We start from the raw sequence: 26,818 nt of genomic DNA, 5'->3' as shown, positions 1-26,818 counted from the left end.
TGCGGCCGGTAAGATCGACGCTTACCCCCGGCCGGTGAGCCCATGTCCACACATCCCGCCCAGCGTTTTGAAAACTTCGCGCAGCTTGCGCTGACAATCGGCCTCGTCGCCGGCTGCTGGCTCGTGCTCGCTCCCTTCATCGTCACGATCCTGTTCGCCACGGTGGTGGCGCTGTCGACCTGGCCGCTCTACGCGCGCGTGCTGTCCGTGCTGCGCGGCCGGCGCGCGGTGGCGGCGGCCGTGATGTGTATCGCCTGCGTGCTGGCGATCGTGGTGCCGGTGGTGGTGGTCACCAGTTCGGCGGCCGATGGGTTCCAGTGGCTGTTCGGCCTGATTCGGCTGCGTCTGGAGAACGGCCCGCTGCAAGTACCGCAATGGGTGCGTAGCCTGCCGCTGCTGGGGGACTCGTTGGCGACCTACCTGCAGGCACTCCTGAGCAGCCGCGAAGCCATGGTCGGCCTCGGGCAGAAGCTGATGGAGCCGGCGCGCGCGTTCGGTTTGAAGGTTATCGCTGCGCTCGGCGTGGGTGTCGTACAGGTGTCTCTGGCCGTGTTCGTACTGTTCTTCCTGTACCGCGACGGCCTGGCGCTGCGTGATGCAATCGAACGCATGGTCGAACGACTCTACGGCGAGACGGGCCGCGAGCTGCTCACCACTGCACAGAAGACGGTATTCGGCGTGATGCTGGGCATGGTTGGCACCGCGCTCGCCCAGGCGCTTGTCGCGGCGCTCGGCTTCACGATCGCTGGCGTGCCAGCGCCGGTGTTGCTGGCCTCGCTGGTCTTCCTGCTGTCGATGGTGCCGGTCGGTCCGCCCCTGGTTTGGGGGGGCGCGGCGCTGTGGCTTTACGACCGTGGCGAGCTGGGTTGGGCGATCTTCATGGTCTTGTACGGCGTGCTGGCGATCAGCTCGGTCGACAACATCGTCAAGCCATTGCTGATCGCGCGCACTTCGAGCCTGCCGCTGCTGGTCGCGGTGCTCGGTGTGTTCGGCGGCGTGCTGGCGTTTGGTCTCGTTGGACTTTTCCTCGGCCCGACGCTGCTCGCGCTTGGGATCAGTCTGACGCAGCGCTGGCTCAAGTTGCGCGACGCCACCGCGCACTGACACCGCGATCTGCCGCCATGCAAACGAACGGAGCACTAAGATGAAGCACGCACTGATCGCCCTCACTCTTGCCGCACTCGCCGGCGTGGCCGTGGCTGCGCCGCTGCCCGAAGTAATCAGCTACAAGAATCCGTCATGCGGTTGCTGCGGCGGATGGGCCGCGCATATGCGGCAGGCCGGCTTCAAGGTGACCGAGAAACCAGTCGAGGACATGGACGCGATCAAGCGGCGCCTTGGCGTGCCGGCCGCCGCCGCGTCCTGCCACACCGCCACTGTCGGGGGCTATGTTGTCGAAGGGCATGTTCCGGCTGCCAGCGTCAAACGCCTGCTTGCCGAGAAGCCAAAGGTCACCGGCATCGCTGCGCCGGGTATGCCGGCGGGCTCACCCGGCATGGAAGGCGGCGCCGAGCCGCCCTACGAGGTCGTCAGCTTCACGCGCGAAGGCGCGCTGAAGCCGTACGCCCGCTACGTCGGTACACGTCCGCAGTAAGCGCGTTTCCCGCGGCCACGCGGCGTGGCGGCGCTGTTTCGCTTTGCATTCCGTGAGCATCGGGTCTAGCTTGGAGAATCCCCTCCCCGGCAGACGCACACATGCTCAAAGGCGACGCGGCGCCCGCATCGGGCACGGCATCAAGCGGTTCGCGCGTTTCCGCACGCGGCGTGCTGTTCGTGTTCAGCCTCGTGTGGCTGGTGGCGAGCACCGCGCTCGGGCTTACCCAGTCGCTGCGGCCCGATCCGCTCACCGCACCGGAGTTCATGACGCTGGATTGGTGGCGCTATCCAGTCGAGCGCAACGCCGCGCTGCGCCTGCCGCTGATCGGCGGCACCCTGCGTGGCCTGCATGTCGCCAGCGATGGTGAGCAACTCTGGGTGGTCGGCGACGCCGGTCTGATCCTGCATTCCATCGACGCTGGTGCGAGCTGGTCGCGCCAGCGCTTGCCGGGTGACACCAGCGCGCCGGAGCCCGGCAGCGAAAGACCGGCCGCCAAGGGGGCATGGCTCGGCGTGATTGGCAGCGCGAACGCCGCCGCAAACGCCTACGATCCGAAACAACAATCCGCGCAGCAACCGATCGACAGCGCGCTGCAGAGCAAGGCGCCCGACAAGGCGCAGGGCGGTGTCGCAGGGCCCCTGTTGAACGAGAGCGAGATCCGCTTGCTGGGCGAGCCGGTGTCGCCGAACGCCGCGCCGCGCAAGAACCCGAAGGCGGGTGACGCCCCAACCACCGTCACACCGCCGCCCGTACAGCAGCAAGTCGCACCCGCCGCGGTGCAATCGGCACCGCAGCGCGCGCCTGAACGCCCTGTGGTGGTGTTGCCTCCCGATCTGAACACGATCGCCTTCGATGCGAGCGGGCGGCGCGGATTGCTGGGCGCCGCCGACGGGACCTTGTTCGGCACCCGGGACGGCGGCACAAACTGGGAACCGCTGGTAAAGATCGGCAGCGCCATCCTGGCCGTTGCGCTGCGGCCCGACGGGCAGCAATGGATGGTGAGTCGCAGCGGGGCGTTGTATCTGTTCGAGGCCGCGAGCAACAGCTGGCGTGTGCGTGCCGAGTTGGGCGCGCTCGTGGGCGCCGCGATCGACGCAGCGAGCGGACGGGTGCTGATGCTCACGCAGGGGGCTCGCATCTTCGACAGTGTCGACGGCGGTGCGAGTTGGCGCGAAGCGGCTGCCCCACTCGGTGGCCGCGGCCGCATCCTGCAACTGCGTGCCGATGGCGAAACCTGGGGTGGGCAACGCGGTGTCTGGTTGGTGCGTAGCGCGGCCTTGCCCTATGCCTTGGGTGCCCCGGTCGGCACCAAAGTGCCGGATGTGGCACTGCGTGCGGTACGCAGTGGTGGTGGTCGCATGTTCGCCGTGGGCGAGTCCGGCAGCATCTTCCGCCAGCTGCAGGGGGCAGCCCAGTGGCAGGCGCTGTCGGCCGGCGCGGTGGGGGCCCTGCGCGAGATCCGTGTCACGGCTGGGGGTGCGGGCAGCGCCGTCGGTGCCGGCGGCATTCGTTACACCACGCTGGATGGCGGGCTGCACTGGCAGCCGCAGGGGGCGCGCTATCAGCGCTGGCCGGCGCCTTGGCTGTGGTTGGCATGGGTGGTTGGCTTGCTGGGGCTCGCCGCCGCCGCGCTGCGACGCCCGCCACCACAGTCGAACGCAGTGACCGACACGGCGGCGGACGCTTTCGTGTCCGACAAGCCCCTCGCCGCCGCACGCGAGGACCGCCTCGACTTTGCGCCGCTGGCGTGGGGGTTGTCGGCCTTCCTGCGCAACGAGAAGACCGATGCGCCACTGACGATCGCGATCACCGGCGATTGGGGGAGCGGCAAGAGTTCCTTGATGGGGCTCTTGAAGGAGGATCTGTCGCGCTTCGGTGTGCGCTGCGTGTGGTTCAACGCCTGGCACCATCAGAAGGAAGAGGCGCTGCTGGCGGCGCTGCTGACGTCCATTCGCGATCAGGCGATTCCGGGCTGGCTGAGTCTCGAGGGCTTCGAATACCGCGTGCGTCTGCTGTGGACCCGCGGCCGTCGTTACTGGCCGATGTCGCTCGCGGTAGCGTTCTCGGTCGGGCTGTTCGGGTGGACCTTGACCCACCCCGGCACGGTGCTCGACAACTGGCTCACGCTCGCGAACGACCTGTGGTTTGCGCTAAGCGACGACAAGGTCAAACCTGACCCGGATTCCTTCGTGTCCCGCCTGCGTGCGATGGGCCTTGCGGCCGGTGCGTTCGCCCCGCTGGTTGGCGCCCTGCTGCGGATGCGGGCATTCGGCGTGGACCCGGCCTCGCTTGCGGCGTCGATCTCGTCGCGCGCCTCGGTGAAGGATCTCGGCTCTCAGGCGAGCTTCCGGCAGAAGTTCGCAGAGCAGTTTGGTGAGGTGACTGCCGCGCTGGAACCGCGCACGATGCTGGTCCTGATCGACGACCTTGATCGCTGCAAACCTGAAGCCGTGCTTGAGGTGATGGAGGCGGTGAACTTCCTCGTTTCGTCCGGGCGCGTGTACGTGGTGCTCGGCATGGCCCGTGCGCGCGTCGAAGCCTGCGTCGGGCTCGCGTTCGAGAAGGTCGCGCATGAACTGGTCGAAGCCGAAAGCGCCAAGGCCGCGGCCGAGTTGCCGGGCGAGGACAAGGATGCGCGCGCACGCCGGGTGCGGCGTGAATACGCGCAGCAGTACCTCGAAAAGCTCATCAACATCGAGGTGCCGGTTCCGAGGCTCGACCCGACACGTAGTGCCCATCTGCAGGATGAAGATCGCGCAGACGCCACCGGCTTTGCGCTGCCCCAGGCCGCGCGCCGCGTGTGTCGTTTGTGGCCGGTACTGGTCGGTGTTTGTGCGATCTGGGCAGGTGCGTGGCTGGGGTCACAATTGCCTGCGGCGGTGCAGCGCACGCCTGATCTTGCATCGGCACCGGTGGTCAAGGTCGTGGCGGGCCCGCCGGCATCAGCGAGGCCGCCGGCAGCGGGCGTAGCGCTGCCGACCGAGCAGCCACAGGGGCCGGTGTTCTTCACCGCGGCCACAACGCCGCAGAAGGCGTGGGGCAGCGCAGCGCTGCTCTTGCTGATCACGACCGTGATGGCGGGCCTCGGCCTGGTGCGGCGCCCAAGCCCGGTGGTGCGCGATTCGCCTGCCTTCCGCGACGCACTGGCAATCTGGAATCCGGTGGTTGCGACGGCGCTGCGCACGCCGCGCGCGGTGAAGCGCTACCAGAACCGCGTGCGCTACCTCGCAATGATGGCGCGCAACAGCCGCCGCGCGCCGACGCTGCGCGACGAACTGCGCATGTGGTTGCTGCGGCGCCACGAGGCGCTCGTGCCGCTGGCGAGCAGCGATCCGTCGCCGGAACTGGTCGCAATCGGTGCGCTCGACAAAGCAGTGGCGGGCTGGGAGTCGGCCGGCAGCCCGGCCGAAGTCCTTGCGCGCGTCGAATCGACCGAGTTGCGTGACGCGCTGAAGGCGGCATTCGACGCGCATGCCAAGCGCTTTGATCTGGCCGCTGTGCGCAGCTTCGTGCCGCAGTTCCGCCGACTTGCGACCGGCGTTCGGATGGAGGCGGCGCCATCCACAGCACCGACTGGGGCGCCGGTCGCGAAGATGTAGCGCAATGAGCCTTGCGATTGAATCAGGTCTTACATCTGACTGTTGACCTCGCTTAAAAGGGGCGGCCAACCCGAGGACTATCGTCAGCGCAACGGTGTTTCGTCATCACGCCAACTGGCGCCTGACGGATCGACCGTCAGTGACGCTCGCACGCGCCGGGGCTCAGTCTCCGAATTCGCCCCCCACGTCCAACGCCAGGACGGCCAGATGGTGTCAGGTGCCCTTCAGGGAGAGGGAGCCATGACCACCTATGTCTATTCGTTCGAATGCGGCGACGGCAAGAACAAGATGTTGCTCGGCGGCAAGGGCGCAAACCTTGCCGAGATGACGCAGATCGGGCTGAACGTTCCGCCCGGGTTCACGATCACCACCGAAGCCTGCCTCGCCTATCTCGAGCACGACGTGCTGCCCAACGGCGTGATGGACGAAGTGCGCGCAGCGATGCGCGAACTCGAGCAGAAGACCGGCAAGGGCTTTGGCTCCGCGACGAATCCGCTGCTGGTGTCGGTGCGATCGGGCTCTGCGATGTCGATGCCCGGCATGATGGACACGATCCTCAACCTGGGCCTCAACCCCGCGACGCTGGAAGGGCTGATCCACCAGACCGACAACCCGCGCTTCGGCTATGACGCCTGGCGCCGCTTCGTCCAGCTCTACGGCAAGATCGCGCTGGGTGTGCCGGACGAACTCTTCGACGAGGCGATGAACGCCTTGAAGGCGAAGGTGGGTGCCGCGCAGGACGTGGACCTCACCGCGCCGCAATTGAAGGATCTGGCGCAGACCTATATCGGCATTGTCGAGCAGCACACCGGTCATCCGTTCCCGACCGATCCGATGCAGCAGCTGGAGATGGCGATCGCCGCCGTGTTCCGGTCCTGGATGGGCAAACGCGCGGTCGATTATCGGCGGCAATTCAAGATCACTCCCGAGATGGCCAACGGCACCGCGGTCAACGTGTGCACGATGGTGTTCGGCAACATGGGCAACGACTCGGCCACCGGTGTGGGCTTCACGCGCAACCCGGCCACCGGCGAGAACGTGATCTTCGGCGAATACCTCACGAACGCGCAGGGCGAAGATGTGGTTGCCGGCATCCGCACGCCCAAGCCGATCGCGGAAATGCAGCAGGAGATGCCGCGCCTGCACGCCGAGTTGATGGAGCTGCGCAACAAGCTCGAAGCCCACTACAAGGAAGTGCAGGACTTCGAATTCACGATCGAGAAGGGCCGCCTCTACGCGCTGCAGACGCGCAACGGCAAGATGAACGCCCGCGCGATGGTGGTGACCTCGGTCGAGATGGCCAGCGAGGGCGTAATCACCCGCGAGCAGGCGCTGCTGCGTGTGAACCCGGCCCTGCTTGAACAGCTGATGGTGCCGACGCTCGCACCTGGCGCCAATGCAGTGGCGCTCGCGACCGGCCTGCCGGCCTCGCCGGGTGCCGCATCCGGCCGCGTCGTGTTCGATGCGGATACCGCGGAAGCGCGCGGCAAGCTTGGCGAGAAGATCATCCTGGTGCGTGAGGAGACCAAGCCGGAAGACATCCATGGCTTCTTCGCTGCGCAGGGCATCCTGACTGCGCGCGGCGGCAAGACATCGCATGCGGCAGTTGTCGCGCGCGGCATGGGCAAGCCCTGCGTATCCGGTTGCGCCGCGATCCAGATCGACGTGCATGCGCGCAAGGCGCGCGTCGGTGACGCGGAGTTTGTCGAAGGCGATGTGATCACGATCGATGGCAGCACCGGCAAGGTCTACGCCGGCCGTATCCCGACGGTGGAAGCAGAGTTTTTCGACGAGCTGCAGACCCTACTTGAATGGGCCGACGAAGCCGCGACACTGAAGGTGCGCGCCAATGCCGACACGCCAAACGACGCCGCGCGTGCGCGCCGCTTCGGCGCCGTGGGTATCGGCCTGTGCCGTACCGAGCGCATGTTCAACGACCCCGGCCGTCTGCCAGTGGTGCAGGAGATGATTCTGGCCGACACACCGGAAGAGCGGCAGGACGCGCTCGATCGCCTGCTGCCCTTCCAGCGCGAAGACTTCAAGGGCATCTTCCGCGCGATGGATGGCCTGCCGGTGACGGTGCGGCTGCTCGATCCGCCGATCCACGAATTCCTGCCAACCGCATCGCAGCTTGAATTCGAGATCGATCACCTGCGCAACCTCAAACGTGCGGTACGCGGCATGAACGAGCTGCCGGAAACGCTGCGCATGCTCGACCCCGAGCTGCATCACGCCTATGTGGACAGCCTCGATCACCTCAACGCGAACCTGGTGCAGTACGAGCAGCAGCACCGTTTCGATGCCCTGATTGCGCGGCGTGAGGCGATGCTGCGCAAGGTGCATGCCTTGCACGAAGTGAACCCGATGCTCGGCCATCGCGGTGTGCGTCTCGGACTGACCAATCCCGAGATCTACACGATGCAGATCCGTGCGCTCTTCGAAGCGGCGGCGGGCAGCTTGCGCGAAGGCGTGACGGTCAACGCCGAGATCATGGTGCCGCAGGTATGCACCAAGGAAGAGCTGGTTCGCGTGAAGGCGATCTTCGACACCGAACTGGACCGCGTCGCGGCGCTGCTGGGTGAACGCCCGCATGTGCGCTTCGGCACGATGATCGAGGTGGTGCGCGCCTGCGTGCGGGCTGGCAGCCTTGCACGCGTGGCCGAGTTCTTCAGCTTCGGCACCAACGACCTGACCCAGGCCACCTTCTCGTTCTCGCGCGAGGACGCGGAGAACAAGTTCCTGCCCTTCTATCAGGAGTCCAAGATCCTGCGCGAAAACCCATTCGAGGTGCTGGACGTCAAAGGGGTTGGTCGCCTGATGCAGATGGCCGTGCAGTGGGGGCGTGAAGCTCGCCCAGATCTGAAGGTGGGCATCTGCGGCGAGCAGGGCGGCCAGCCGGATTCCGTGCGCTTCTGCCATGCAATCGGCCTGAACTATGTGTCGTGCTCCGCGCCGCGGGTGCCGATCGCTCGCCTCGCCGCGGCACAGGCGAAGTTGCGCGAGAAGGAGTACAGCACGAGCGTGTTCGACTAGACCGTTTTGGAAGGAGAGTGAGCGCGTTCCGGCTATGGCCGGACGCGCTTCTTTTTTTGCGCTGACGAACCGGGGCGCAGCGCGGAGGTCGCACTGTTGCCGCTCGCGAATGCAGCGTCAGGAATGCAACATCCAGACGGCGCGCGGCTTGCCGAAGGGCGCGATCGCCGCAGTTGCCCCGCAGGGCAAAAACCCGGAACATCCCCGCCCTTTTGGTCGACGCACGCGTTGGCCAGCATGCAGCGAACAGGCGGACAAGGCGATGGGCTTCAAAGAGACGGTTCCCGAATTCAAGATGATCGACGTGGCGAAGATCGTGCCGGACCCGGCACACCCGCGTCGCCAGTTCGATGAGGCGGGCATCAAGCGGCTGGCCGATTCAATTTCCGGTGTCGGCCTGATCCAGCCGGTGCTGGTGCAGCCGGCCGACGCCGACGGAAAGTATCGTCTGATCGTCGGCGAGCGCCGTCTGCGTGCGGCGTTGTTGGCCGGCGAAGCGTCGATCCCCGTGCTCGTGCGAGCCTGCGCCCCGAACGAAACGCTGGAGGTGCAGGTCTTTGAAAACCTGGGCCAGGGCGTTCGCCTGCCGCTGGCGCCGCGCGAAATGGCGCAGGCACTGAAAACGATCGCCCGCGGTTTTGAGTCGCCCGAGGCAGCGGCCGAACACTTCGGCCAGCCGGCGACGTGGCTGGAACAGAAGACCGCGCCGGCGAACTTGTCGCCCAAAGTCGAGGCGCTGCTCGAATCCGGCCAGATCACGAGTTGCACCACTGCCGTTCAGCTCGACAAACTCGCGCAGAAGAACGAGGCGCGGCTCGATGCGCTGGTCGCCGAGCTGGAACAGGGCGAGAAATTGCCCAAGAAGGTGGTCGAAGCAGTGCTCGTTCAAGAGGGCGTGAAGCGTGGCAAGAAGAAGGCCGATGCAGACGCGACCGAGCCAGCGCCGCAAACGGTTGCTGCCGCACCGAGCGTCGTTTCGCCGGCCAGCACTGTGGCCGTGCCGGCGAGCAGCGGGCGGCGCGTGAATCCCGGCAAGGTTCGCATGGTGGCGCAGATTCTCGGCCTTGATGCGGGCGACGAGGAGGCGGTGCTCGATCGCCTGATCGACGAATTCCTCGCGCTCAAGGGCGAGGGCAACCCACCTTTCTGATCCCGCGCTACAGTGGCCCTTTGCGCGATCGCTCCCGGCGCGCCAGCCACTCAAGCATCACCGACCATGCGTATCGAAGACATCCGCGCGCGCCTTCTGGCGCACGGCGCCAAACCGATCCACGAGCAGCGCTTGCTGCGTGCGTGGGCGAACGCGCAGCCGATCGACAGTGGCCCGCACAAGGCCGAGGACTTCCTGCCGCTCGCGCTGCGCAACGATCTGCCTGCGCTCAGCGCAGACCTGGCCGGCCTTGCGCGCCTGCGCTCGGAGCACCCGGGCGAGGATGGTTCGGCACGCCTTCTGGTCGAGCTTGCAGACGGCCAGACGGTTGAGAGCGTGCTGCTGCCGCGCGACGGCCTCTGCGTATCGACTCAGGTCGGTTGCGCTGTCGGTTGCGTGTTTTGCATGACCGGTCGCGACGGCCTGCTGCGCCAGGTCGGCAGTGCCGAGATCGTCGCGCAGGTCGTCCTCGCCCGCAGCAAGCGCTTCGTCAAGAAGGTCGTCTTCATGGGCATGGGCGAGCCGGCCCACAATCTCGACAACGTGCTCGAGGCGATCGATCTGCTTGGTACCGCGGGCGGCATCGGCCACAAGAATCTCGTGTTCTCGACCGTTGGTGATCCGCGCGTCTTTGAACGCCTGCCGCAAGGGCGCGTGAAGCCTGCACTCGCACTGTCGCTGCACACGACGAAGGCAGACCTTCGCGCGCAGTTGCTGCCGCGCGCGCCGCGCATCGATCCCGCAGACCTGGTGGAGATGGGCGAGCGATACGCCCGCAGCACCGGGTACCCGATTCAGTACCAATGGACGCTGATCGATGGCGTCAACGACGGCGACGACGAACTCGAAGGCATCGTCCGGCTGCTGGCGGGCAAGTACGCAATCTTGAACATGATTCCGTACAACACCGTGCCGGAACTCGAATTCAAGCGCCCCGCCTGGGAGCGCGCCACCGCGATCGCTCGCACCCTGCACCAGCGCGGCGTGCTGACCAAGCTGCGCAACTCGGCCGGACAGGATGTCGACGGTGGCTGCGGCCAGCTCCGCGCCCGCGAAATCGCCAAGGGCCGCGCCGAGCGCGAGCAACGCGTCGCGAGCCGGCGAATCAGCATCGTACCTAAGGCGAGCTAGCGGACGTTGAGCGGCGGCGAGGCGACGTCTCCGTCGCAATATTGACCCTCGGCGGGTCGGGCCGACGCTGGCGTGTTTCCCGTCGGCCCGGTGCGATCGCGACCCACATTCAGCCCCCGTGGTCGGCGGCTCGGCGAGGGGGTCTGAACCCCGCGCGAGCAGTGGCTGAGCGCGGCCGTGGCGAGCAACTTCTTGAGCGTACGGACCAGTACGGCTGACCTAAATCAGACCATCGAATTTAACCCTCAAAAGTGTGTTGATATTGAGGTTCAACCTTGTTGTAATCCGCCCACGATTCATTGTGCTGAAGGCCTCGCCATGTCATGGAATGCCTGCGGGAAAATTGTGGTGCTGGCGTGTGCCGCCATGCTCAGTTTCACCGCGATTGCGGAAGAGAACGAACCGAAGGGGCCTTCTCCACAAATGCTGGAGAAGATTCGTAAGAAGAACGACGAGTGCTTCGCCTGCCACAGCGAAGAAGGGTTAAAGCACCCGCCGCAGGAAGGCATGGATCTGAAGAAGTTGCGTGGCTTGCTGCGCGACAAGGAGGCCTTCCATGCCTCCGATCACCAGCGTCTGGCTTGCACCAAGTGCCACAACGAAGGCTACGACGATTTCCCGCACGAGCCGGACGCGAAGGAATCGACCAGCAGCTGCCCGGACTGCCATCAGAAGAAGGCGGATCACGCGCAGGCACAGTTCGACAAGTCGGTGCATGCGAAAAATCTTTCCGACAAGTTCACCTGCACGACTTGCCACAACCCGCACGTGATGCGGCGTGCCGACAAGCTGGGCGATCCGAAGAAGATCGTCGAGCAGGACAACCGCGTTTGCCTGGGCTGTCACGATTCGGACGAGCGATTTGCTCAGTTTGCGCCTGAGAAGAAAGATCGTCCGCTGATCGACGACATCCACAAGTGGCTGCCGAACACACGGGCTCACTGGAAGGCGGTGCGCTGCGTGGAGTGCCATACGCCGGTGGTGGCGGCCAATGAGCCGATCTCGCATGAAATTCTCGACAAGAAGCGCGCCGAGAAAAAGTGCGTGGCTTGTCATAGCCGCGATACGCAGCTGAAGGTTCGCCTCTACCGCCATCTGGCGAGCGAGGAAGAAAACAAGTTCGGCTTCGCCAACAGCGTGGTGCTGAACGAGAACTACGTGATCGGCGCGACGCGAAATCCGCTTGTCGACAAGCTGATGCTTGGTTTGGCTGCTTTGACCCTGTTGGGCGTATTGGGCCATGCTGCCCTGCGCGTTGTGATGCACTTCCTGCGCCGGAGAAACAAGAATGACTGATGAACGCCGTCATGATGACCGCCGGCACCAAGAGCGCCGTATTGGAGACCGCCGCAGCGGCAGCGAGGGGGTGCGGATCTACATTCTCCCGGGCTGGGTGCGTGCCTGGCACTGGACGAATGCGATCCTGATCCTCACGATGATCGTCACTGGCTTCAGCCTGCACTACGCGGACGCGAAGATTCCGGTGGTCGAGTTCTCACTTGCCGTGCGCATCCACAACACTGCTGGCGTGCTGCTGGTTGCGCTCTGGAGCTTCTTTGTGATCGCCAATGCGGTAACGGGCAACTGGTGGCAGTTCGTACCAAAGCCGCCGGGCATCCTGGAGCGCTGCATCAAGCAGACCCGCTACTACATGTGGGGTGTGTTCAAAGGTGAGCACGAGCCGTATCCGGTCACGCCGGAGGAGAACTTCAACGCACTCCAGGCGATCACCTACTGGTTCATGATCTACATCGTGATGCCGTTACTGGTTCTGACCGGGCTGATCTTTCTGTACCCGCAATACGCGCCGAAAGAGATGTTCGGCGTCGATGGGCTGTTCCCGATCGCGGTCGTGCATTACGTGTGCGCCACGATCGTCGCGACCTTCATCGTGGCGCATGTGTATCTCTGCACCTTCGGCAAGAAAATCAGCACCACGTTCAAGACCATGATTACCGGCTGGCACGAACACTGAGCCGGTATGTTTTCAAACACCCATAGGAGAGCAAGGATGAAGACGAAATTGATCGCGGTGGCTGTCGGCCTGGTTGGTGCGTTTGCGCTCGCACCGGTGGTGCAGGCTGCGGATGCCGATGCCGCTCAGGCGCTGGCGAAGAAGGAAGGCTGCCTGAAGTGCCATGCCATCGATAAGAAGAAGGAAGCCAAGTCCTTCACCGACATCGGCAAGAAGTACGCCGGCAAGGCCGACTCCGAGGCCAAGCTGCTGCACCACATCACCTCCGGCGAGAAGGTGAAGATGGAAGACGGCACCGAGGAAGATCACAAGATCATCAAGACCAAGGACGTGGCGGAACAGAAGAACCTGATCGCCTGGATCCTGTCGCTCAAGTAATCCGAAGCGTCAAACGAGAAGCCCGTCGGGTGGAATCACCCGACGGGCTTTTTTTTGTCTGTGCGCAGTGACCGCGACGTTCGGTGAGCGTACGAACGGGCCGACCACTCTGGCCGTCGAAACACAAACGCCCGCACAGCGGACTGTGCGGGCGTGTCGGTATTGCGCCGATATTGCCTTAGAAGCTGTAGCGCACCGCCATACGAACGACGTTAACGTTGTAGTGCGGGGCTTCTTCTCCGAGCGCCAGCAGGTTCGGCACCGTGGTCGGCGTTACACCGTCGTAGCGCCAGTCGCGCGAGCGGTATTCTTCATGCCATACACCGCCGGTGATCGAGATGTTGCTCTGCAGGCGGTAGGTGGCATACACCTTCACGCTATCGAGATCCGTCGTTGCTGTCGGGAACGGGGGATCGCTTGGTCCAGCATTCACGACCACGTCGCTGCGCGAGCTGGTATGGGTCAGATCGGCGCCCAGTTCGAGCTTCCCATCCATTGCCATATGTTTGATGCCGAGCCCGATGACGTCGATCTCATCGCTGTTACGCGCCCACCAGTTAGGCAGCGTCGCGGTCGAACTGCCGGCCTGGTTGGAACGTAGCCGTTCAGATGCCGCATACAGCTGCACTTGAGTGCGTTCGCCGAGCGCGGCCGACAGATCGGCGCCATAGCTCTCACTGCGTGCATCCGTCAGGCCGACCAGCGAGTTGCGGTAGTCGTCTTCCGAGTAGTCGTAGTGCAGGCCAATCGTGAGGCCTTCCATCGCCGTGATGTCGGCACGTACGCCGGCCGTGTCGCGCCAGCGATCCGCAAGGTTGTACTTGCGCATGTACGGATTCTCGGCTGGCGACACCCAGGTGGCCGAACCGTAGCCGGAGTTCGTGCGCTCGCCATGTGCCAGCCGCAGCGAAACCGAGAGGTATTCCTGGACTTGCGCAGCGACGCGCCCCCAGACCGTGCCTTCGCGCGTCTTCACGGTGTCCTGCAAGGTGCGCATGCGATCGTCTTCATCGAAGCCAATCGACGTCTTCAGCCAGCTCGGGCCGAGGTAGTCCGCATTGATCTTGTAGCGATCCTGTTTGTACGAGAAGGGCTGGTTGCTGCGCGTCGTGGTGCCAACAAACATGTCGGTCGCCACCGCTGGGTAGGCGAGGCTGTCGGTCTGGTTGTCGTGCTCGTCGCGCGCATAAACCGCGTTGACGCGCAGCTGCGCGATCGGGTTGTAGGCCAGCCGGAAGCTGCCGTTGAACGTGCCGACCTTGCCGTTGAGTGACGAAGCCGGCAGGGCGGGTATCGTCGGCGCCAGTGCTGCGTTCTGTGTGATCGGCAGGTAAGAGGAATCCTGCGTCATGCGGCCGAAGGCGACGTCGGCACTGGCGCGCAATTGCGGCAGGATTTCGTAGGTGCCGGAAGCGAGCAGCTGATGGAACTGGTTGTCCGGTGCGAGTGCCAGTTGGCCAGTGGTCGCGCCGGCAACAACCGGAGTGAAGGGATTCGCCCAGGTCAGCGCGTTCTCATTATTGCGGAACAGCGAGCCATGGTAGGCGACCGACAACTGCCATTTCTGCGTGACGTAACCGGCGGAGACCTCAATCTGATCGGTCGTCTGGTCGACCGGCGCGACGAGCTGCGAGGAGGTGTTGTAGAACGATCCGGCGATGCGCTGTGTGCCGTCGCGGACGTCGTGTCGCACCTTGATACTGCTGGTCCAGTGTTCGTCGCCCAACCAGCTCGCCTCGGCGTCGAGCCGTGAGCGCTTGAAGCCAATGTCTACCGTGTTGAGGCTGCCGGCGGGAAGATCGGCCGTGGTCGAGATCGGGAAGCCGGCCGGCAGGCGCAGCACTTCGCTACCCGCACCGAGGAAGGGCGTCGCGCCAGTATCGGAGGTGTAGTGCGGAATCTCCGAATAGCCAAAGCGGGCCGAATAGCGCCCCTCCTGCCGCACACGGGCGTCAATGGCCCGCGTATCGATACCGAGGTCGGTTGCCTGGAAGCTGCCGCTGAACCCGGTGTCGTTGCGATAACGGCCTTCGCCGCCAGCGATGACGTAGGGGCCCTGCTGGTCGAGGCCGGTGTAGTTGCCAAAGGTCTTTGAATCTTCGGTGACGCTGCCGAGCCCAGCCTCCACCGTGGTGCTGGAGCTGGCCTTCTCGAATGGGCACGACTCGCAGGTCCATTGCGAGGTGTCGACCGCCAGGGCGGTGCCGCTGGTCGTGATCGTCAGTGCGCCGAGGGCGCACAGCAGGAACAAGGGACTAAATGGTTTCATGGCCGCGTCCGTTCTCGCTGAGAGGTTACGCATGTACTCATGGTGAAAGTCTGATCGCCGTTCAACGCAGCAGCTTGGCGCCTGCCGGGTGATTGGAACCATGCACTTGGGCGTGGCAGTTCGTGCAGCCACCCGCGACGACGAAGATTGAACCGCCGCCGCCGTTGCCGGGCAGGGCTGCGCCGGTGCGCGGCACCGCTGGGTGGCCCGCCACCGAGTGACAGGTCTGGCACAAGCTGGTGGTGCTCTTCGTCAGCATGGCCGGGCGAACTGATCCGTGGCTGGTATGGCAGAGGCCGCAGTCTTCCGTGACGGGTGCGTGTTCCCACAGCAACGGGCCACGTTTTTCTGCGTGGCAGCTGTAGCAGGTCTGGTTCAGCGTGGGCTTCTTGAGCATCGCCTGCGTGCCGGAACCGTGCGCGTTGTGGCAGTCGCTGCAAGCCATCAGGCCGAAGCGAACCGGGTGCGAGGATGCCTTCTGGAAGTCGACGCGCTCAGACTTGTGGCAGCGGAAGCAGACATCCGGTTCGGTCTTCTTCGCCAGCACCGGGTCCTTCTCGACGTGCAGCTTGTGGCAGTCGGTACATGCCAGCTGGCTGCGGTCATGCGCTTCCGCGTGCCAAGCGTTGCGCGAGCGGTTCTGGTGGCATGACAGGCACACGGCGTTGCGCTCGGCGGGCGTGTAGAACGAGTTCGCCTTGAGACTGTTGATCGTCTGGATCTTCTTGCTCTTCTGCGTGGAGTGCCGGTCGCCAGGGCCGTGGCAGGCTTCGCACTGCAGACCCTTCGGCCCAAACGGGCTGTGCGCGTCGCCGCGCTGACCGTGCTTGGACTTGAAGATGCCGGCCGTCGTGAAGGTTGCGGTGTCGCTGTCGGCGTCGTGGCACTCAAGGCAGGTGTCTGCCCCCTTCTTGCTGTACTCGGTGCCGGGGCTGGCAATCGCGGTGGGCGCGGCTGATGCAGTAGGCGCGGCCTCTTCGGCGAAGGCCAGGCTTTGCCACGCCAGGCCAGCGAGCACAAGCGCGGTGGAGAACACTGATTTTGCGATGTTCATCGATGTCTGCCCGTTCGTCTTGGTTTGTCTTGTTCCGATACGGCGTCGCCTAGCCTTTGGGGCTCGACTTGGTCTTCTGTATCGCGATGATCTTGTGTTTGTTGGCGACGTAGATGCCGGTGGGTAGTCCGGCTGTCGTGACCAGATCGGTCTTTGTCTTGAACGGACGCGCGGCGATGATCCGATCCGCCTCCGCATCCCCGACGCCATACAGCGTTTTGAGTTGTGCCTTGCTTGCGCTGTTGATGTCGATCAGCGGCGCGGGTTTCTGTGTTGCCTTCTTGCTGCTCTGAGCTTGCTGCGGGTGGCCCGCGGGCAGGGCCTCGGTGCTTGTGCTGGCCGTTGCCGCGAACCCGGTGCCAGCCATCAACCACAAGCTAGTGGCAATCACCACGCTGCGGCCCGCACGACACGATTTGTGGGTCTCTTTGGCCATGCTCATCTTTGCTTGTTCGGCTCTGACTGCCGCGCATTTCGCGAAACAGCTACGCCTGGGTGGAACCGGATGCGGCGGGCTGCCCGCCGCATCCGTGGTGCTTGCGCGACGATCGGTTACTTCGCGTGCATCGCCTTAATGTCACCAACGCGACCGGTTGCGTGGCAGACCATGCAGGTCTCGGTCGTCACCAGCCCCGTGCTGCGCGCTGCGTAGACCGAACCACCGTTCGCGGTGATGTGGGTCTGTGCGAGCGACGAGTCGTGGCAAGCGAAGCAGGCCGTGGTGATCGGCGAGATCACTGCGGTGGTCGCCGCGGCTGCGGTCGATGTACCGGTGGCGGCGCTGTAGCTGAAGCCAGATCCATAATCGAACACGTTGTCCTTAACCACATACGGCGACAGCGAGAACGCGGCGACCGGATCAGCCGAGCTGGTGCCGTTGAACTTGCCGGTTGCAACCGTGCGATACAGCCGGTTCGGCACAGCCGCGGCGGAGTCCGCTGCGCTGAAGTCGTAGGTGCCGGGCAGGTGGCAGGTCTCGCATTGCTTCAGCACACCGGGGTAGCCGACATCGGCGAACGATTCGGTCGTGCTCGACGCGTGCCAGGTGAATTTGACGTCACGCATGGAGCCTGCGTGGATCGAATGCACGAAGCTTGTCGAGTCGGCCGACCAGCCGCTGCTGGTGCGGTTCGGCGTGTGGCACCACGAGCAGGTCGTGCCGTCATTGCGCTGACCCGCGTGGAAGGCATCCTCGGTGAAGGTGCCCAGCTCCTGGTGGCAGGCGTTGCAACGCTTGTCCTCGACGATCGCGCGGCGGCCGGTGTAGCCGGTAGCAACCTTTTGCGCGTTCGGCGTGATCACGATCAGGCCCCCGGAGAGGTTGGGCATTTCCGGTTTCAGTCCGGTTGTGGCGCTGGCGGGCGCTGTTGGATACGCCGCGAGGTTGCTTTGCGTGAGTGGGGGCGCGCTCGTAACGTTGTATGAGTAGCCGATGCCGCCCGTCAGCATTTTCGCCGTGGTCGGAATCACGACGCCAGTCAGGGTGACGGTGTAGTAACCGTCGGCGTCCGGGCCAGTCAGCGTACCGGCACCTGTGCCGGTTGCCTTGCCGTTCCAGATGCTGCGCAGGTAGCCCGACACCGAGGCATTGAAGTCAGCTGGTGCGGTAATGCCATCTTGCGGCACCGAGAACACGAAGTACGCGCTCGGCGAGCCGAAGAAGTTCGCCCACATCTCTTGGGTGGCGACGGGCTTCGTCGAGTCGAAGGTGTTGAAGTCGACGCGTGCGCCATTCTGCAGCATGCGGAAGACCATCACCGGCTGCTTGCTGGCATTGACCGAGACGCTCTTGATGTCGTAGCTCACCTTGATTGCACCGGCCGGCAGGCGGCTGGTGTTCGATGCAATCCACGCTGCGTTGGTGTTGGCGTTGGTGCCGCCCGCCAGCAGAGAGTTGGTCGGGTTCGGCGGTGTCACCGGCGTATGCGCGATGTCGATGCCGTCGGGCTTGTGGCAGGTGCTGCACATCGAGTCGTCAGACTGCGGACCGGCCGGGTGGGCGTTGGTCGTCGAGGTCAGACCCTTTGCCGCATCGGCAAGCGTGACGCCTGTGCCGGTCGCGAAGTTGATACCGTCGTGGCAGGAGCCGCAGGCCAAGCGGTTCGGCATCGCCTTCCAGTTATCACCCTGCGAAGTCTTCGCGGTGGAGGTGGCGGATCCGTCGTGACACTTCGTGCAGTTGCGGATGTCTTGCGGGTAGCCCACCTCATTGGGCAGCACGCCCGCGTAGTTGTAGTTCTTCTTGGCAAGCAGCTTGCCGTTGTGGATCTTGTGGATGTAGTTGGGCAGGTTGCCAACGGCGCGGCCATCCACGATGTCGGTCGACTTCGATGTGAAGGTCAGCGTTGCCGAATTGATCGTTGCTTCAACCTTGCCGTATTTACGCTGTTCGGTGTGGCAGACCACGCAGTACTGCACGTTGTTGCGGTTGCCGCCATGGAAGCCAGCGCCGGAGCTCTCGGTGCTGTCGCCCGGAATGCCGCCAAGCTGGCGGTGGCACTCGTTACACTTAGCGGTTGCGACGATGTCGCGCCCCGATTCCGTCACCTTCTGACCCGTGGCCGGCACGAAGTCGTAGATGTAATCGGTCGGCTTCGTCATCGGCACAGCCGGGTAGACGGAAGTCGCGCCGGTAGGCGTGTTGGTGCCGGTGCCCGGAGCGTTGCCGGAAACCTGGATCGTCAGGCGGTGGGTGAGGTTCGGTTCGTAGGTCAGATCACCGAGATCCGCCTTGTTGTTCGGCGCCGCAACGGTCATTGCGTCGACATCCGCCTTGATCTTGGTGATGTCGCGATAGAACGTGTAGGTGTAGGTGCCGTCCTTGTTGTCTACCAGAGTGCCGGTGGTATCGGTCGTCGGGCGGGTTGGTGCAGCGGCGGCCGTCGTGGTCGGAACCGTGGTCACGATGTAGCTGACCCACTTCGCCGGCGCGCCGTTGGTGCCCGGCACCATCTTCGCGATCGAGAAGGCGAGGTTGGTGAGGCCGGCCACCGTTGCGGTGCTGCTCTTCGAGGTATTGCCGAGGCCTACCACCGGGTAGCCGGAGGCGTCAGTCACCTTGAAGGTCACCACCGGCGGGCTGGAGATGGTCACGCCGGTGACGGTGACTTGCGGGGCCAGCGCAGCCCACGCTGCGGAAGCGGTGTCGGTCGGGGTGGCGCTGTTGCTGGGGACAAGGACAACGCCTGCGCCGGGGCCGGATGGGCCTGACGGACCCGACGGGCCGGACGGGCCGCTGGGGCCTTGAGGGCCGGTTGGGCCCGCGGGGCCGCTGTCACCACCACCACAACCAATCAGCGTGGTGGTTAGCAAGCCTGCGAGCAGGTAGCCGAGCCAAACGCGGCCTTTTTTCTTGTCCATGAATCTTCTCCCCGACGTCCACCCAAATGGTGCAACTCAAGACGCATCAATTTCAGAGGGGATGCCGGTGATCAATGCGCCACCCGGTCCCTCGCTTTGTGTCCCGAATCTACGTGTCGACACAATAATTCTTCTGATTTAGATCATTAAGGCGCTGCGATCCAGCTGCAGCTGCAAGCGCTCCAAGCCAATTCCGAGGCGGGTTTGCGTGAAGGCGCAAGGCCTTTGTCGGAAATGTTTGAAACAAATGGATACAACTTGGCATGCCCCCGCAATGGAACTTAGACCCTTTTTCTACTGACGTCATCCGTTTCGATGCGGGCAGACGGAACCGTATGGCGCACAAGGGCGAGCGGGCGGTTTCAAACTGCAAGGGTGGCGCCAATCCGTCCGCATAAGTGGCAGGCAAATCCCCCCGGCCTCAGAAGCATTGTCGGACGTCAAGGCGATTTCTGAAGGCCATGTCGTTCGCATCTTGCGCCGGGAGACTTGCGGGCACGATGTTGTGGCGAATTGACAACACCCCGCGCGGGCGCGTTGGGCGTGGGGCTCCGCCCTGCCAGGTAAGGCGGTGGCGCTTCGGCGCCTCGCCGTTCAGAATGCGCCGCTTCCGACCCGACGAGAGCACAAGAAAATGACCTATGTCTTCGAGCCGCCGGCGCGCCCGGCTGTGCCAGTGGCGGGCAGCGAGGCGCTGTTCCCGGTGCGCAGGATCTTCTGCGTGGCGCGCAACTATGCGGCGCATGCACGCGAAATGGGCCACGACCCGGAGCGTGAGCCGCCATTCTTCTTCTGCAAGCCGGCCGATGCGGTGTTGCCGGTGGCTTCCGGCGTGCTGGGGGCGTTGCCGTACCCGCCCGCCACACAGAACCTGCATCACGAATTCGAACTGGTGGTGGCGCTTGGAAAGGGCGGGCGTGATCTGACACCCGAACAGGCGGCAGACTGCGTGTGGGGCTATGCGTGCGGCTTCGACATGACCCGGCGCGACCTGCAGGCGCGTGCGAAGGAGAAAGGCCAACCCTGGGATTCCGGCAAGGCCTTCGATTACGCCGCGCCGATCTCGCACATTCTGCATCGCGGTCATGCGCCGCTGCTGACCGCTGGCGAGATCGTGCTGAAGGTCAACGGCGAGACGCGGCAGCGTGGCGATCTATCCGAAATGACATGGTCGATTCCGGAAGTGATCGCTCATCTTTCGCGCCTGTGGACGCTCAAGGCGGGGGACCTGGTGTTCACCGGCACGCCTGAAGGCGTTGGGCCGGTGGCGCCGGGCGATCACATGGAAGGCCACATCGAGGGGGTGGGGTCGATTTCGATCGTTGTTTCCTGAGGGGGGAGCATGAAAGCAGCAATCTGGCTGGCCGTGCTGGTGGCGGGTGGTGCCTGGGCGAATGAGCCCAGCGCCGAGGGTCGCTGGAAGACCATCAGCGATGAGGATGGCAAGCCGCGTTCGATCGTGCGTATCGAGGATCATGCCGGCAACTTCGAGGCGGTGATCGAGAAGGTCTTCTTCAAGCCGGGAGAGAACACCGATCCGGTCTGCGACAAATGCAGCGATGCGCGCAAAGGGCAGAAGATCATCGGCCTGAAGATCATGAACGGGCTCAAGCGCGATGGACTGCGCTACGAAGGGGGCGAGATCCTCGATCCGGACAACGGCAAGGTTTATCGCGCCAAGATGACGCTGTCGCCCGATGGCAAGTCGCTCGAGGTGCGTGGCTTCATCGGAGTGTCGCTGTTCGGCCGCAGCCAGACCTGGGTGCGCGAGTAAGCGTTCAGGCGCAGTCGCTGTGCGTACGTTGTATCTGGCGCCTTGCCTTGGCCGGCGGCGCCTGTTTCTTCAATCTGAGGATTCCTCCGCCGGGCAGTGCGCTCGGCGGGGTCTTTCGCTATGACTGATCCTGTCTTCCGTTTGCGAGCCGGCGCACGCGCGCTTGAACATATCCGCCGCAACGGCTTGTCGCCGGACGATATCGCCTGCATCCCGGCGGCAGCGGGCGGGCCCAAGGGCCTCGCGCTGATACCGCTGGACCGCTGGCTGTTCGGCGAATGGCTGCCGCGTGGCAAGTCGATGCCGACGCTGGTGGGCGCTTCGATCGGCGCCTGGCGCATGAGTGCGGGCGCGCAGGCTGATCCGCTGGCAGCGCTCGATCGCCTTGCACAGGCCTATGTGCATAGCCAGCGCTATCGCGTCGGCGTAACGCCCTCGGAAGTGGCGCAGAAGATCGTCGGCTTGGCCGAATCGGTTGCGAAACCCTGGGCGGCGCGCCCTGATGTGCCCTTGCGGGTGATTGTGTCGCGCGCGGTCGGGCCGCTTGCCGGGCGTACCTCGCGCACCGCGTTTGCTCGGATTGCGGTATCGAATGCACTGTCGCGTGCGCGGCTGGCGAGGCACCTTGATCGGCATGTGTTCGCGAGCGGCCCGGCAAGCCCACTCGATGCACTGTGGCAGGACCCGTTTGCAACCCAGCATCATCCGCTGGGTGCGGACAACTGTGTCGCAGCGCTCACCGCGTCCGGTTCGATTCCGTTGATCTGCGATGCGGTGGGTCATATCCCCGGCGTACCCGATGCCCACTACTGGGATGGTGGCCTGATCGACTACCACATTCATCTGCCTTACCACCGCCTGCCGGGGCTGACCCTTTACCCGCATTTTGTGGAAGGCGTAGTGCCCGGCTGGCTCGACAAGTTTCTGCCGTGGCGCAAGCAGGGTTTCGGCAAGGGGCCAGAGTGGCTTTCCAGCATGTTGTTGATCGCGCCCAGCCCGGCCTTGCTGGCCAAGCTGCCCAACGGCAAGCTGCCGGATCGCAACGACTTTTATCGCTACGCGCTGGATCACGATGCGCGCGAGGCCGCCTGGCGACGTGCGATGGGCGAATGCGAGCGGATTGCCGAAGCCTTTGCGCGCTGGGTCGAGAAGCCCGACCCAGCGGTGCTGCTGCCGCTCTGAGCGGCGTCTTACGCCGCGGCGCGGATCAGGCGGCGGAGTGTCGGCATCAGCAGGAACAGCGCGATGCCAACGGCGAGGCTGCCGAGGCCCAGCTCCAGGAACAGCGCCGAATACGCCGGGTTCGTCGATAGCGCGGCGCCTTCGCTCGGCTCGGGAATCATGCCCGAGAAGTCGCCGGCAAACAGCGACGCCAAGCCGGTGACCAGCATCCAGCTGCCCATCATCACCCCCTGGTAGGCGCGTGGCGCCAGCTGGCCGATCATCGCGTAGCCGATCGGCGAGATCAGCAGTTCGCCGACGCTCTGCAGCACATAGCTGGAGAACAGCCACACAAACGCGGAGCGGCCGTCGCTACCGGCAAGCGAGATGCCGGCCGGCAACGCGAGGAACCCCAAGCCCATCAGCACCAGCGCGAGCGCGAACTGCTTCGGGATGTCGATCGTCCAGCCACGTGAGCGCAGGCGCACGAAGAGCGCCGACATCAGCGGGCCGCCCAGCACGATCACCGCGGCGTTGATGTTCTGGATCCACTGCGGCGCGATCTCGATGCCGAGGACCATGCGGTCCACGTTGTTGAGCGCGAACAATTGCAGGCCGTTCGGCGCCATCTGGTAGAGCGTCCAGAACACCAGCGACCCGAGCGCGAGGATCAGATAGGCCTTCATGTTGTTGCGCTCGCGCCCGTCGCGGTGCTTGAGGGTGAGCACCAGCAGCCAGACGCCCACCAGCGTGCAGATCCCCTTGACGAGCCAGCCGGTGGAATCGGTGTGCTGCAGCATGATCCACACCACTGGCACCAGGCCGACCAGAATCCCGAGACCCGCCAATGCCCGCAGCCGGAAGTGCGCCGGCGTGGCCTTGAGCAGCGGCGTATCGAGATCCGCCAGCACGCGCCAGTTGATGCCGGCGATCACGATTGCCAGCACATTGCCGATCGTCGCGAAGATGAACAGGCTGGGGTAGTCCCCTGTGAGCTGGTAATGGCCCGCCACGGTGAAGCCAACGAAGAAGCCGACGTTCATGCCCGCGTAGTTCCACAGGAAGGCGCCCTCACGGCGGATGTCGTCCGGGTGGAAGCGCTGCGTCAGCATCATGTTCAGGCAGGTCACGTTGAGGCCGCTGCCGGTGAGGAACAGCGCGAGCCCGCTGTAGAACAGCGCGGTGGTGCCGCCGGCGATGGCCGCACAGCCGATCACCTGCAGCACCATGCCGCCGACGAACAGGTTGCGGTTCGAGAGGAAGCGCCCGCCGAGGTAGCCGCCGAATAGGTGCAGGCCGTAGTTGAAGGCGCCGAACACGCCCATCGTCGCCGCCGCTTGCGCGTTGCTGAACTTCAGATGCTGGGTGGCATACAGCACCAGCGTCGAATAGAGCACCGCGAAGCCGAGCGTCGCGAAGATCTGGATGAAGAAGAGCGCGCCTGCGCCCTCGGGGATGTTCGACAGTCGGGCTCTGAGCGCTGACACGGGGTTCTCCGGGCTGGGTCTGGGACGGGCTTGTGGCCCCGGGCGTGTATACCAGAGGCCGGCGCACCCACCAAACGGCTGCCGCCGGAACACCCGCGCTGCGGGCGTGCCCACAGCGCGCAAATCGGGGTCTCACCCCGATGCCGTCAAACCGGCGTGGTGTTGCGCGGATATGATGGGCGAATATCTGCCACTCCTTGCCCGTTGCACTCACCGAGACTCGCCATGCGAACCCTGCGCTTTCTGCTTCTGATGTGCCTGTCAGTCCTGCTTGTCGCCTGTGGCGGTGGAGGCGGCGGCGATGGTGGCGGAGGCGGTGGCGGCACTGCGCCGGTCGCACCGACTGGTGTCGTTGCAAGCGGAGGTGACGCGCAGGTCGTGATCAGCTGGACTGCCAGCAGTGGCGCGACCAGCTATCGCCTGATGCGCTCGACGACTGCCGGCGGGCCCTACACCGCGGTTGCGTCGCCCAGCGCCGCGACCTACACCGATAGCGGACTGTCGAACGGCATCACCTACTACTACGTGCTCAGCGCCAGCAACGCGGCGGGTGAGAGCGCGCGCTCCGCGGAGGTCTCGGCGATGCCGGTGGCGGCCTTGGCGCCGCCCACGGGGGTTAGTGCCCTGGGTGCGGATACCCAGGTGACTCTGAGCTGGAACGCCGTCGCGACTGCGACGGCCTATCACGTCAAGCGTGCCGCCAACGCGGGTGGCCCCTACACCCTGGTGGCCTCGCCCACCGTTGCCCACTTCACCGATACCGGCCGCAGCAACGGCACGCCGTACTACTACGTTGTGTCCGTCGTGACTGCGCAGGGCGAGAGCGCGGACAGCGCCGAGGTCTCGGCCACCCCAAGCGCCGGTTTGCCGGTACTGCCGGCCGAGGATTCGACGCGCAACCGCTTCGGCATGAATACCTGGTTCCTCAGCGATTGGGACGGCGGCCTCGCGTTCGCCGATGCGATGAAGCAGGCGCGTCCGTGGCAGGACGCGATCGAATGGAGCAAGCCGGTGGGGGGCATCGATGCGCTTGGCTGGCCAACCGCGGATGCCTCGACGGTGGTGCTGACCGGGACACCGGCTCAGATCAATGGCACCTACAAGCTCATCTTCAACGGCCAGGCGGACGTTTCGCTGATGTGGGTGGGCGGCACGGTGAGCAACAAGAAGTATGACGCCGCCACGAACACCACGACGGCCGACGTGACCTACGCTGCGACTGCGACGGGTAGCGTCGGCATCATCCTGAAGAACACGCGGCGCACCGCGGGCAGTGCGCTGAATTCCGGTTTTACCAACATGCGGCTCTATCGGCCTGGCTACCCCGCCGACGGCAGCGTCGTGTTTACCGCGCCTTACGTGGCGGCCCTTGCGAAGACCCACGCCGTCCGCATGATGGACTGGACGGCGACCAACTCGAATCTCGTGCAGCACTGGGCCGACCGCATGACGCCGCTGCACTTCTCGCGCCAGGGTGGCCCCTACGTCGGCCCCGGCGGGCTGGTGTACGACAGCTCTGCACTGGGCGTGGCGCTTGAGCACCAGATTCAGCTCTGCAACGCGGTGCACGCCGACTGCTGGATCAACATCCCGGTGGCCGCGGATGATGACTATGTGCGCAAGGTGGCGCTGACGCTCCGCTACGGGAGCGACGGCACGAACCCCTACACGAGCGCGCAGACGAACCCGGCCTACCCGCCGCTGGATCCGGGCTTGCGGGTCTACCTTGAATACGCCAACGAGATCTGGAACTCGGCAGGCGGCTTCCGCTGCTTCGGCGTGATCCAGGACATCGTCGGTGCGCTGCCGGCGGGGCATCCGCTGTTGACACCGGCGGAATCCAGCATCTGGTTCAAGATGTGGCGCTACCCGGCCTATCGCATGGCGTTGGTCAGCGACATCTTCCGTGGCGTGTATGGCGACGCCTCGATGATGACGCGCGTTCGCCCGGTGTTGATGACGCAGCAGGGCGATGGCCAGATGACGCTGTCGCAGGCGCTGAACTGGCTGGATAGCTATGCACGAGGCCAGTCGCCGGCCCGTCAGGTGTCCGACTACCTCTACGGCGCGGGGGGCTCGGGCTACTACGGTGCCACCAACGAGCCGGCGGACAAGACCGATCGCGACGGCTACTTCGCCGCCGGCAACTACCCGCCCGCAGCAAACGTCAAAGGATTCGGCGTCGACGCAGTGTGGGCGGCCAACTACGGCCTCAAGCGCATCGCCTACGAGGGCGGGCCCAGCCTCGACAACTATGGCGACACCGACGCACGCGCGCTGAATGCCGACCCGCGGATGCAGGACATGGTCGTGAAGACGCACGACGCGTGGTCGCAGCAGGGCGGCGACCTGCTCGTGTACTACGTGGCGCGCGGAACGCCGAAGTGGGAGTTCACGCCCGACATCACGACGCTGGCGACCCCCAAGTACAAAGCGCTCGGCCAGCTGCAGAGCCAGCCGCGCGCGGCCGTCACCCTGGGTGCGGCGTTGCCCGGCACGATCGTACCGACCGACCAGATCGACTACAGGATTCGCTCAGGCTACGACTACGTGACGACCTGCGATGCGAAGCCCTGCCTCGGCGGCAACGATGCCGGCGAGTGGGTCGCTGCACCGGCACACGCAGCCAAGGCTTTCAGCGGCACGCTCAGTGTCTTCGGCGTGTCCTACACCGGCGCGACGATCAATGTGTGGATCAACGGCGTGAAGAAGGGCCAGGTGGTGCTGGCGACCGGTGGCACGCTGCTGCAGAGCACCCCCTTGAGCGTCGCGATACCTGCGGGGCTTGTTGTGGTGAGGCTCGAAGTCGTGACAGGGGGTTTGAACCTGCAATCGATCGCGATCAACTGA

General features: G+C 64.8%; 18 protein-coding genes. 13 read left to right on the top strand and 5 right to left on the bottom strand.

Going from position 1 to position 26,818, the window contains the following annotated elements:
* The first annotated feature begins 42 nt into the window (after positions 1 to 42).
* From JY500_RS19160 to JY500_RS19120, 9 genes are all read left to right on the top strand, one after another.
* Positions 43 to 1,104 carry an AI-2E family transporter gene (locus JY500_RS19160; RefSeq protein ID WP_206254212.1) on the top strand — a complete coding sequence of 354 codons (1,062 nt, stop codon included), beginning with the start codon at positions 43 to 45 and terminating at the stop codon, positions 1,102 to 1,104.
* A 40-nt stretch (positions 1,105 to 1,144) separates the two neighbouring features.
* Complete coding sequence (locus JY500_RS19155; protein ID WP_206254211.1) at positions 1,145 to 1,594, top strand: DUF411 domain-containing protein; 450 nt, start codon at positions 1,145 to 1,147, stop codon at positions 1,592 to 1,594.
* Positions 1,595 to 1,695: 101 nt separating this feature from the next.
* Entirely contained in the window at positions 1,696 to 5,196 is a 3,501-nt protein-coding gene (locus JY500_RS19150) for a P-loop NTPase fold protein (RefSeq protein ID WP_206254210.1), read from the top strand.
* 240 nt (positions 5,197 to 5,436) lie between these two features.
* Positions 5,437 to 8,229: a pyruvate, phosphate dikinase gene (gene ppdK / locus JY500_RS19145; RefSeq protein ID WP_206254209.1), complete on the top strand. Its 2,793-nt coding sequence runs from the start codon at positions 5,437 to 5,439 to the stop codon at positions 8,227 to 8,229.
* Between the two features lie 262 nt (positions 8,230 to 8,491).
* On the top strand, positions 8,492 to 9,379 hold the full coding sequence (locus JY500_RS19140) for a ParB/RepB/Spo0J family partition protein (protein ID WP_206254208.1): 888 nt from the start codon (positions 8,492 to 8,494) through the stop codon (positions 9,377 to 9,379).
* Positions 9,380 to 9,445: 66 nt separating this feature from the next.
* Complete coding sequence (locus tag JY500_RS19135; protein WP_206254207.1) at positions 9,446 to 10,510, top strand: RNA methyltransferase; 1,065 nt, start codon at positions 9,446 to 9,448, stop codon at positions 10,508 to 10,510.
* Positions 10,511 to 10,687: 177 nt separating this feature from the next.
* Complete coding sequence (locus JY500_RS19130) at positions 10,688 to 11,806, top strand: cytochrome c3 family protein (RefSeq protein WP_206254206.1); 1,119 nt, start codon at positions 10,688 to 10,690, stop codon at positions 11,804 to 11,806.
* Positions 11,799 to 12,485 (top strand): cytochrome b/b6 domain-containing protein, encoded by a 687-nt coding sequence (locus tag JY500_RS19125; protein WP_172203427.1) that lies wholly within the window; start codon positions 11,799 to 11,801, stop codon positions 12,483 to 12,485. The genes JY500_RS19130 and JY500_RS19125 overlap by 8 nt, the downstream gene beginning before the upstream one ends.
* 36 nt (positions 12,486 to 12,521) lie before the next feature.
* Complete coding sequence (locus tag JY500_RS19120) at positions 12,522 to 12,863, top strand: c-type cytochrome (protein ID WP_172203426.1); 342 nt, start codon at positions 12,522 to 12,524, stop codon at positions 12,861 to 12,863.
* A 178-nt stretch (positions 12,864 to 13,041) separates the two neighbouring features.
* Here the strand turns inward: JY500_RS19120 and JY500_RS19115 are convergent, their stop codons facing one another.
* The 4 genes from JY500_RS19115 to JY500_RS19100 form a co-directional block, all read right to left on the bottom strand.
* Positions 13,042 to 15,132, bottom strand: a complete 2,091-nt coding sequence (locus tag JY500_RS19115; RefSeq protein WP_206254205.1) for an MtrB/PioB family decaheme-associated outer membrane protein — start codon at positions 15,130 to 15,132, stop codon at positions 13,042 to 13,044.
* 61 nt (positions 15,133 to 15,193) lie between these two features.
* A complete protein-coding gene (locus tag JY500_RS19110; protein ID WP_206254204.1) occupies positions 15,194 to 16,186 on the bottom strand; it encodes a DmsE family decaheme c-type cytochrome in 993 nt (330 codons plus the stop codon).
* Between the two features lie 49 nt (positions 16,187 to 16,235).
* Positions 16,236 to 16,622, bottom strand: a complete 387-nt coding sequence (locus JY500_RS19105) for a ComEA family DNA-binding protein (protein ID WP_206254203.1) — start codon at positions 16,620 to 16,622, stop codon at positions 16,236 to 16,238.
* A gap of 116 nt (positions 16,623 to 16,738) precedes the next feature.
* Positions 16,739 to 19,546 carry an OmcA/MtrC family decaheme c-type cytochrome gene (locus JY500_RS19100; protein ID WP_206254202.1) on the bottom strand — a complete coding sequence of 936 codons (2,808 nt, stop codon included), beginning with the start codon at positions 19,544 to 19,546 and terminating at the stop codon, positions 16,739 to 16,741.
* A gap of 634 nt (positions 19,547 to 20,180) precedes the next feature.
* Between JY500_RS19100 and JY500_RS19095 the strand changes: the two genes are divergently transcribed.
* The 3 genes from JY500_RS19095 (at position 20,181) to JY500_RS19085 (ending at position 22,502) form a co-directional block, all read left to right on the top strand.
* A complete protein-coding gene (locus tag JY500_RS19095) occupies positions 20,181 to 20,879 on the top strand; it encodes a fumarylacetoacetate hydrolase family protein (RefSeq protein WP_172203422.1) in 699 nt (232 codons plus the stop codon).
* A 9-nt stretch (positions 20,880 to 20,888) separates the two neighbouring features.
* Positions 20,889 to 21,320: a DUF2147 domain-containing protein gene (locus tag JY500_RS19090; protein WP_206254201.1), complete on the top strand. Its 432-nt coding sequence runs from the start codon at positions 20,889 to 20,891 to the stop codon at positions 21,318 to 21,320.
* A 120-nt stretch (positions 21,321 to 21,440) separates the two neighbouring features.
* The gene (locus JY500_RS19085) at positions 21,441 to 22,502 is read left to right on the top strand and encodes a hypothetical protein (RefSeq protein ID WP_206254200.1); all 1,062 of its coding nucleotides are present in this window, start codon (positions 21,441 to 21,443) and stop codon (positions 22,500 to 22,502) included.
* A gap of 8 nt (positions 22,503 to 22,510) precedes the next feature.
* Here the strand turns inward: JY500_RS19085 and JY500_RS19080 are convergent, their stop codons facing one another.
* On the bottom strand, positions 22,511 to 23,968 hold the full coding sequence (locus JY500_RS19080) for a peptide MFS transporter (protein ID WP_206254199.1): 1,458 nt from the start codon (positions 23,966 to 23,968) through the stop codon (positions 22,511 to 22,513).
* A gap of 225 nt (positions 23,969 to 24,193) precedes the next feature.
* Here JY500_RS19080 and JY500_RS19075 point away from each other — a divergent pair, with 225 nt between their 5' ends.
* A complete protein-coding gene (locus JY500_RS19075; RefSeq protein ID WP_246479694.1) occupies positions 24,194 to 26,818 on the top strand; it encodes a fibronectin type III domain-containing protein in 2,625 nt (874 codons plus the stop codon).

The sequence above is a fragment of the Niveibacterium microcysteis genome (assembly GCF_017161445.1).
Taxonomy (GTDB): Bacteria; Pseudomonadota; Gammaproteobacteria; order Burkholderiales; family Rhodocyclaceae; genus Niveibacterium; species Niveibacterium microcysteis.
The sequence above is the reverse complement of the archived record's forward strand: the minus strand, read 5'-3'. Positions and strand labels throughout refer to the sequence as shown.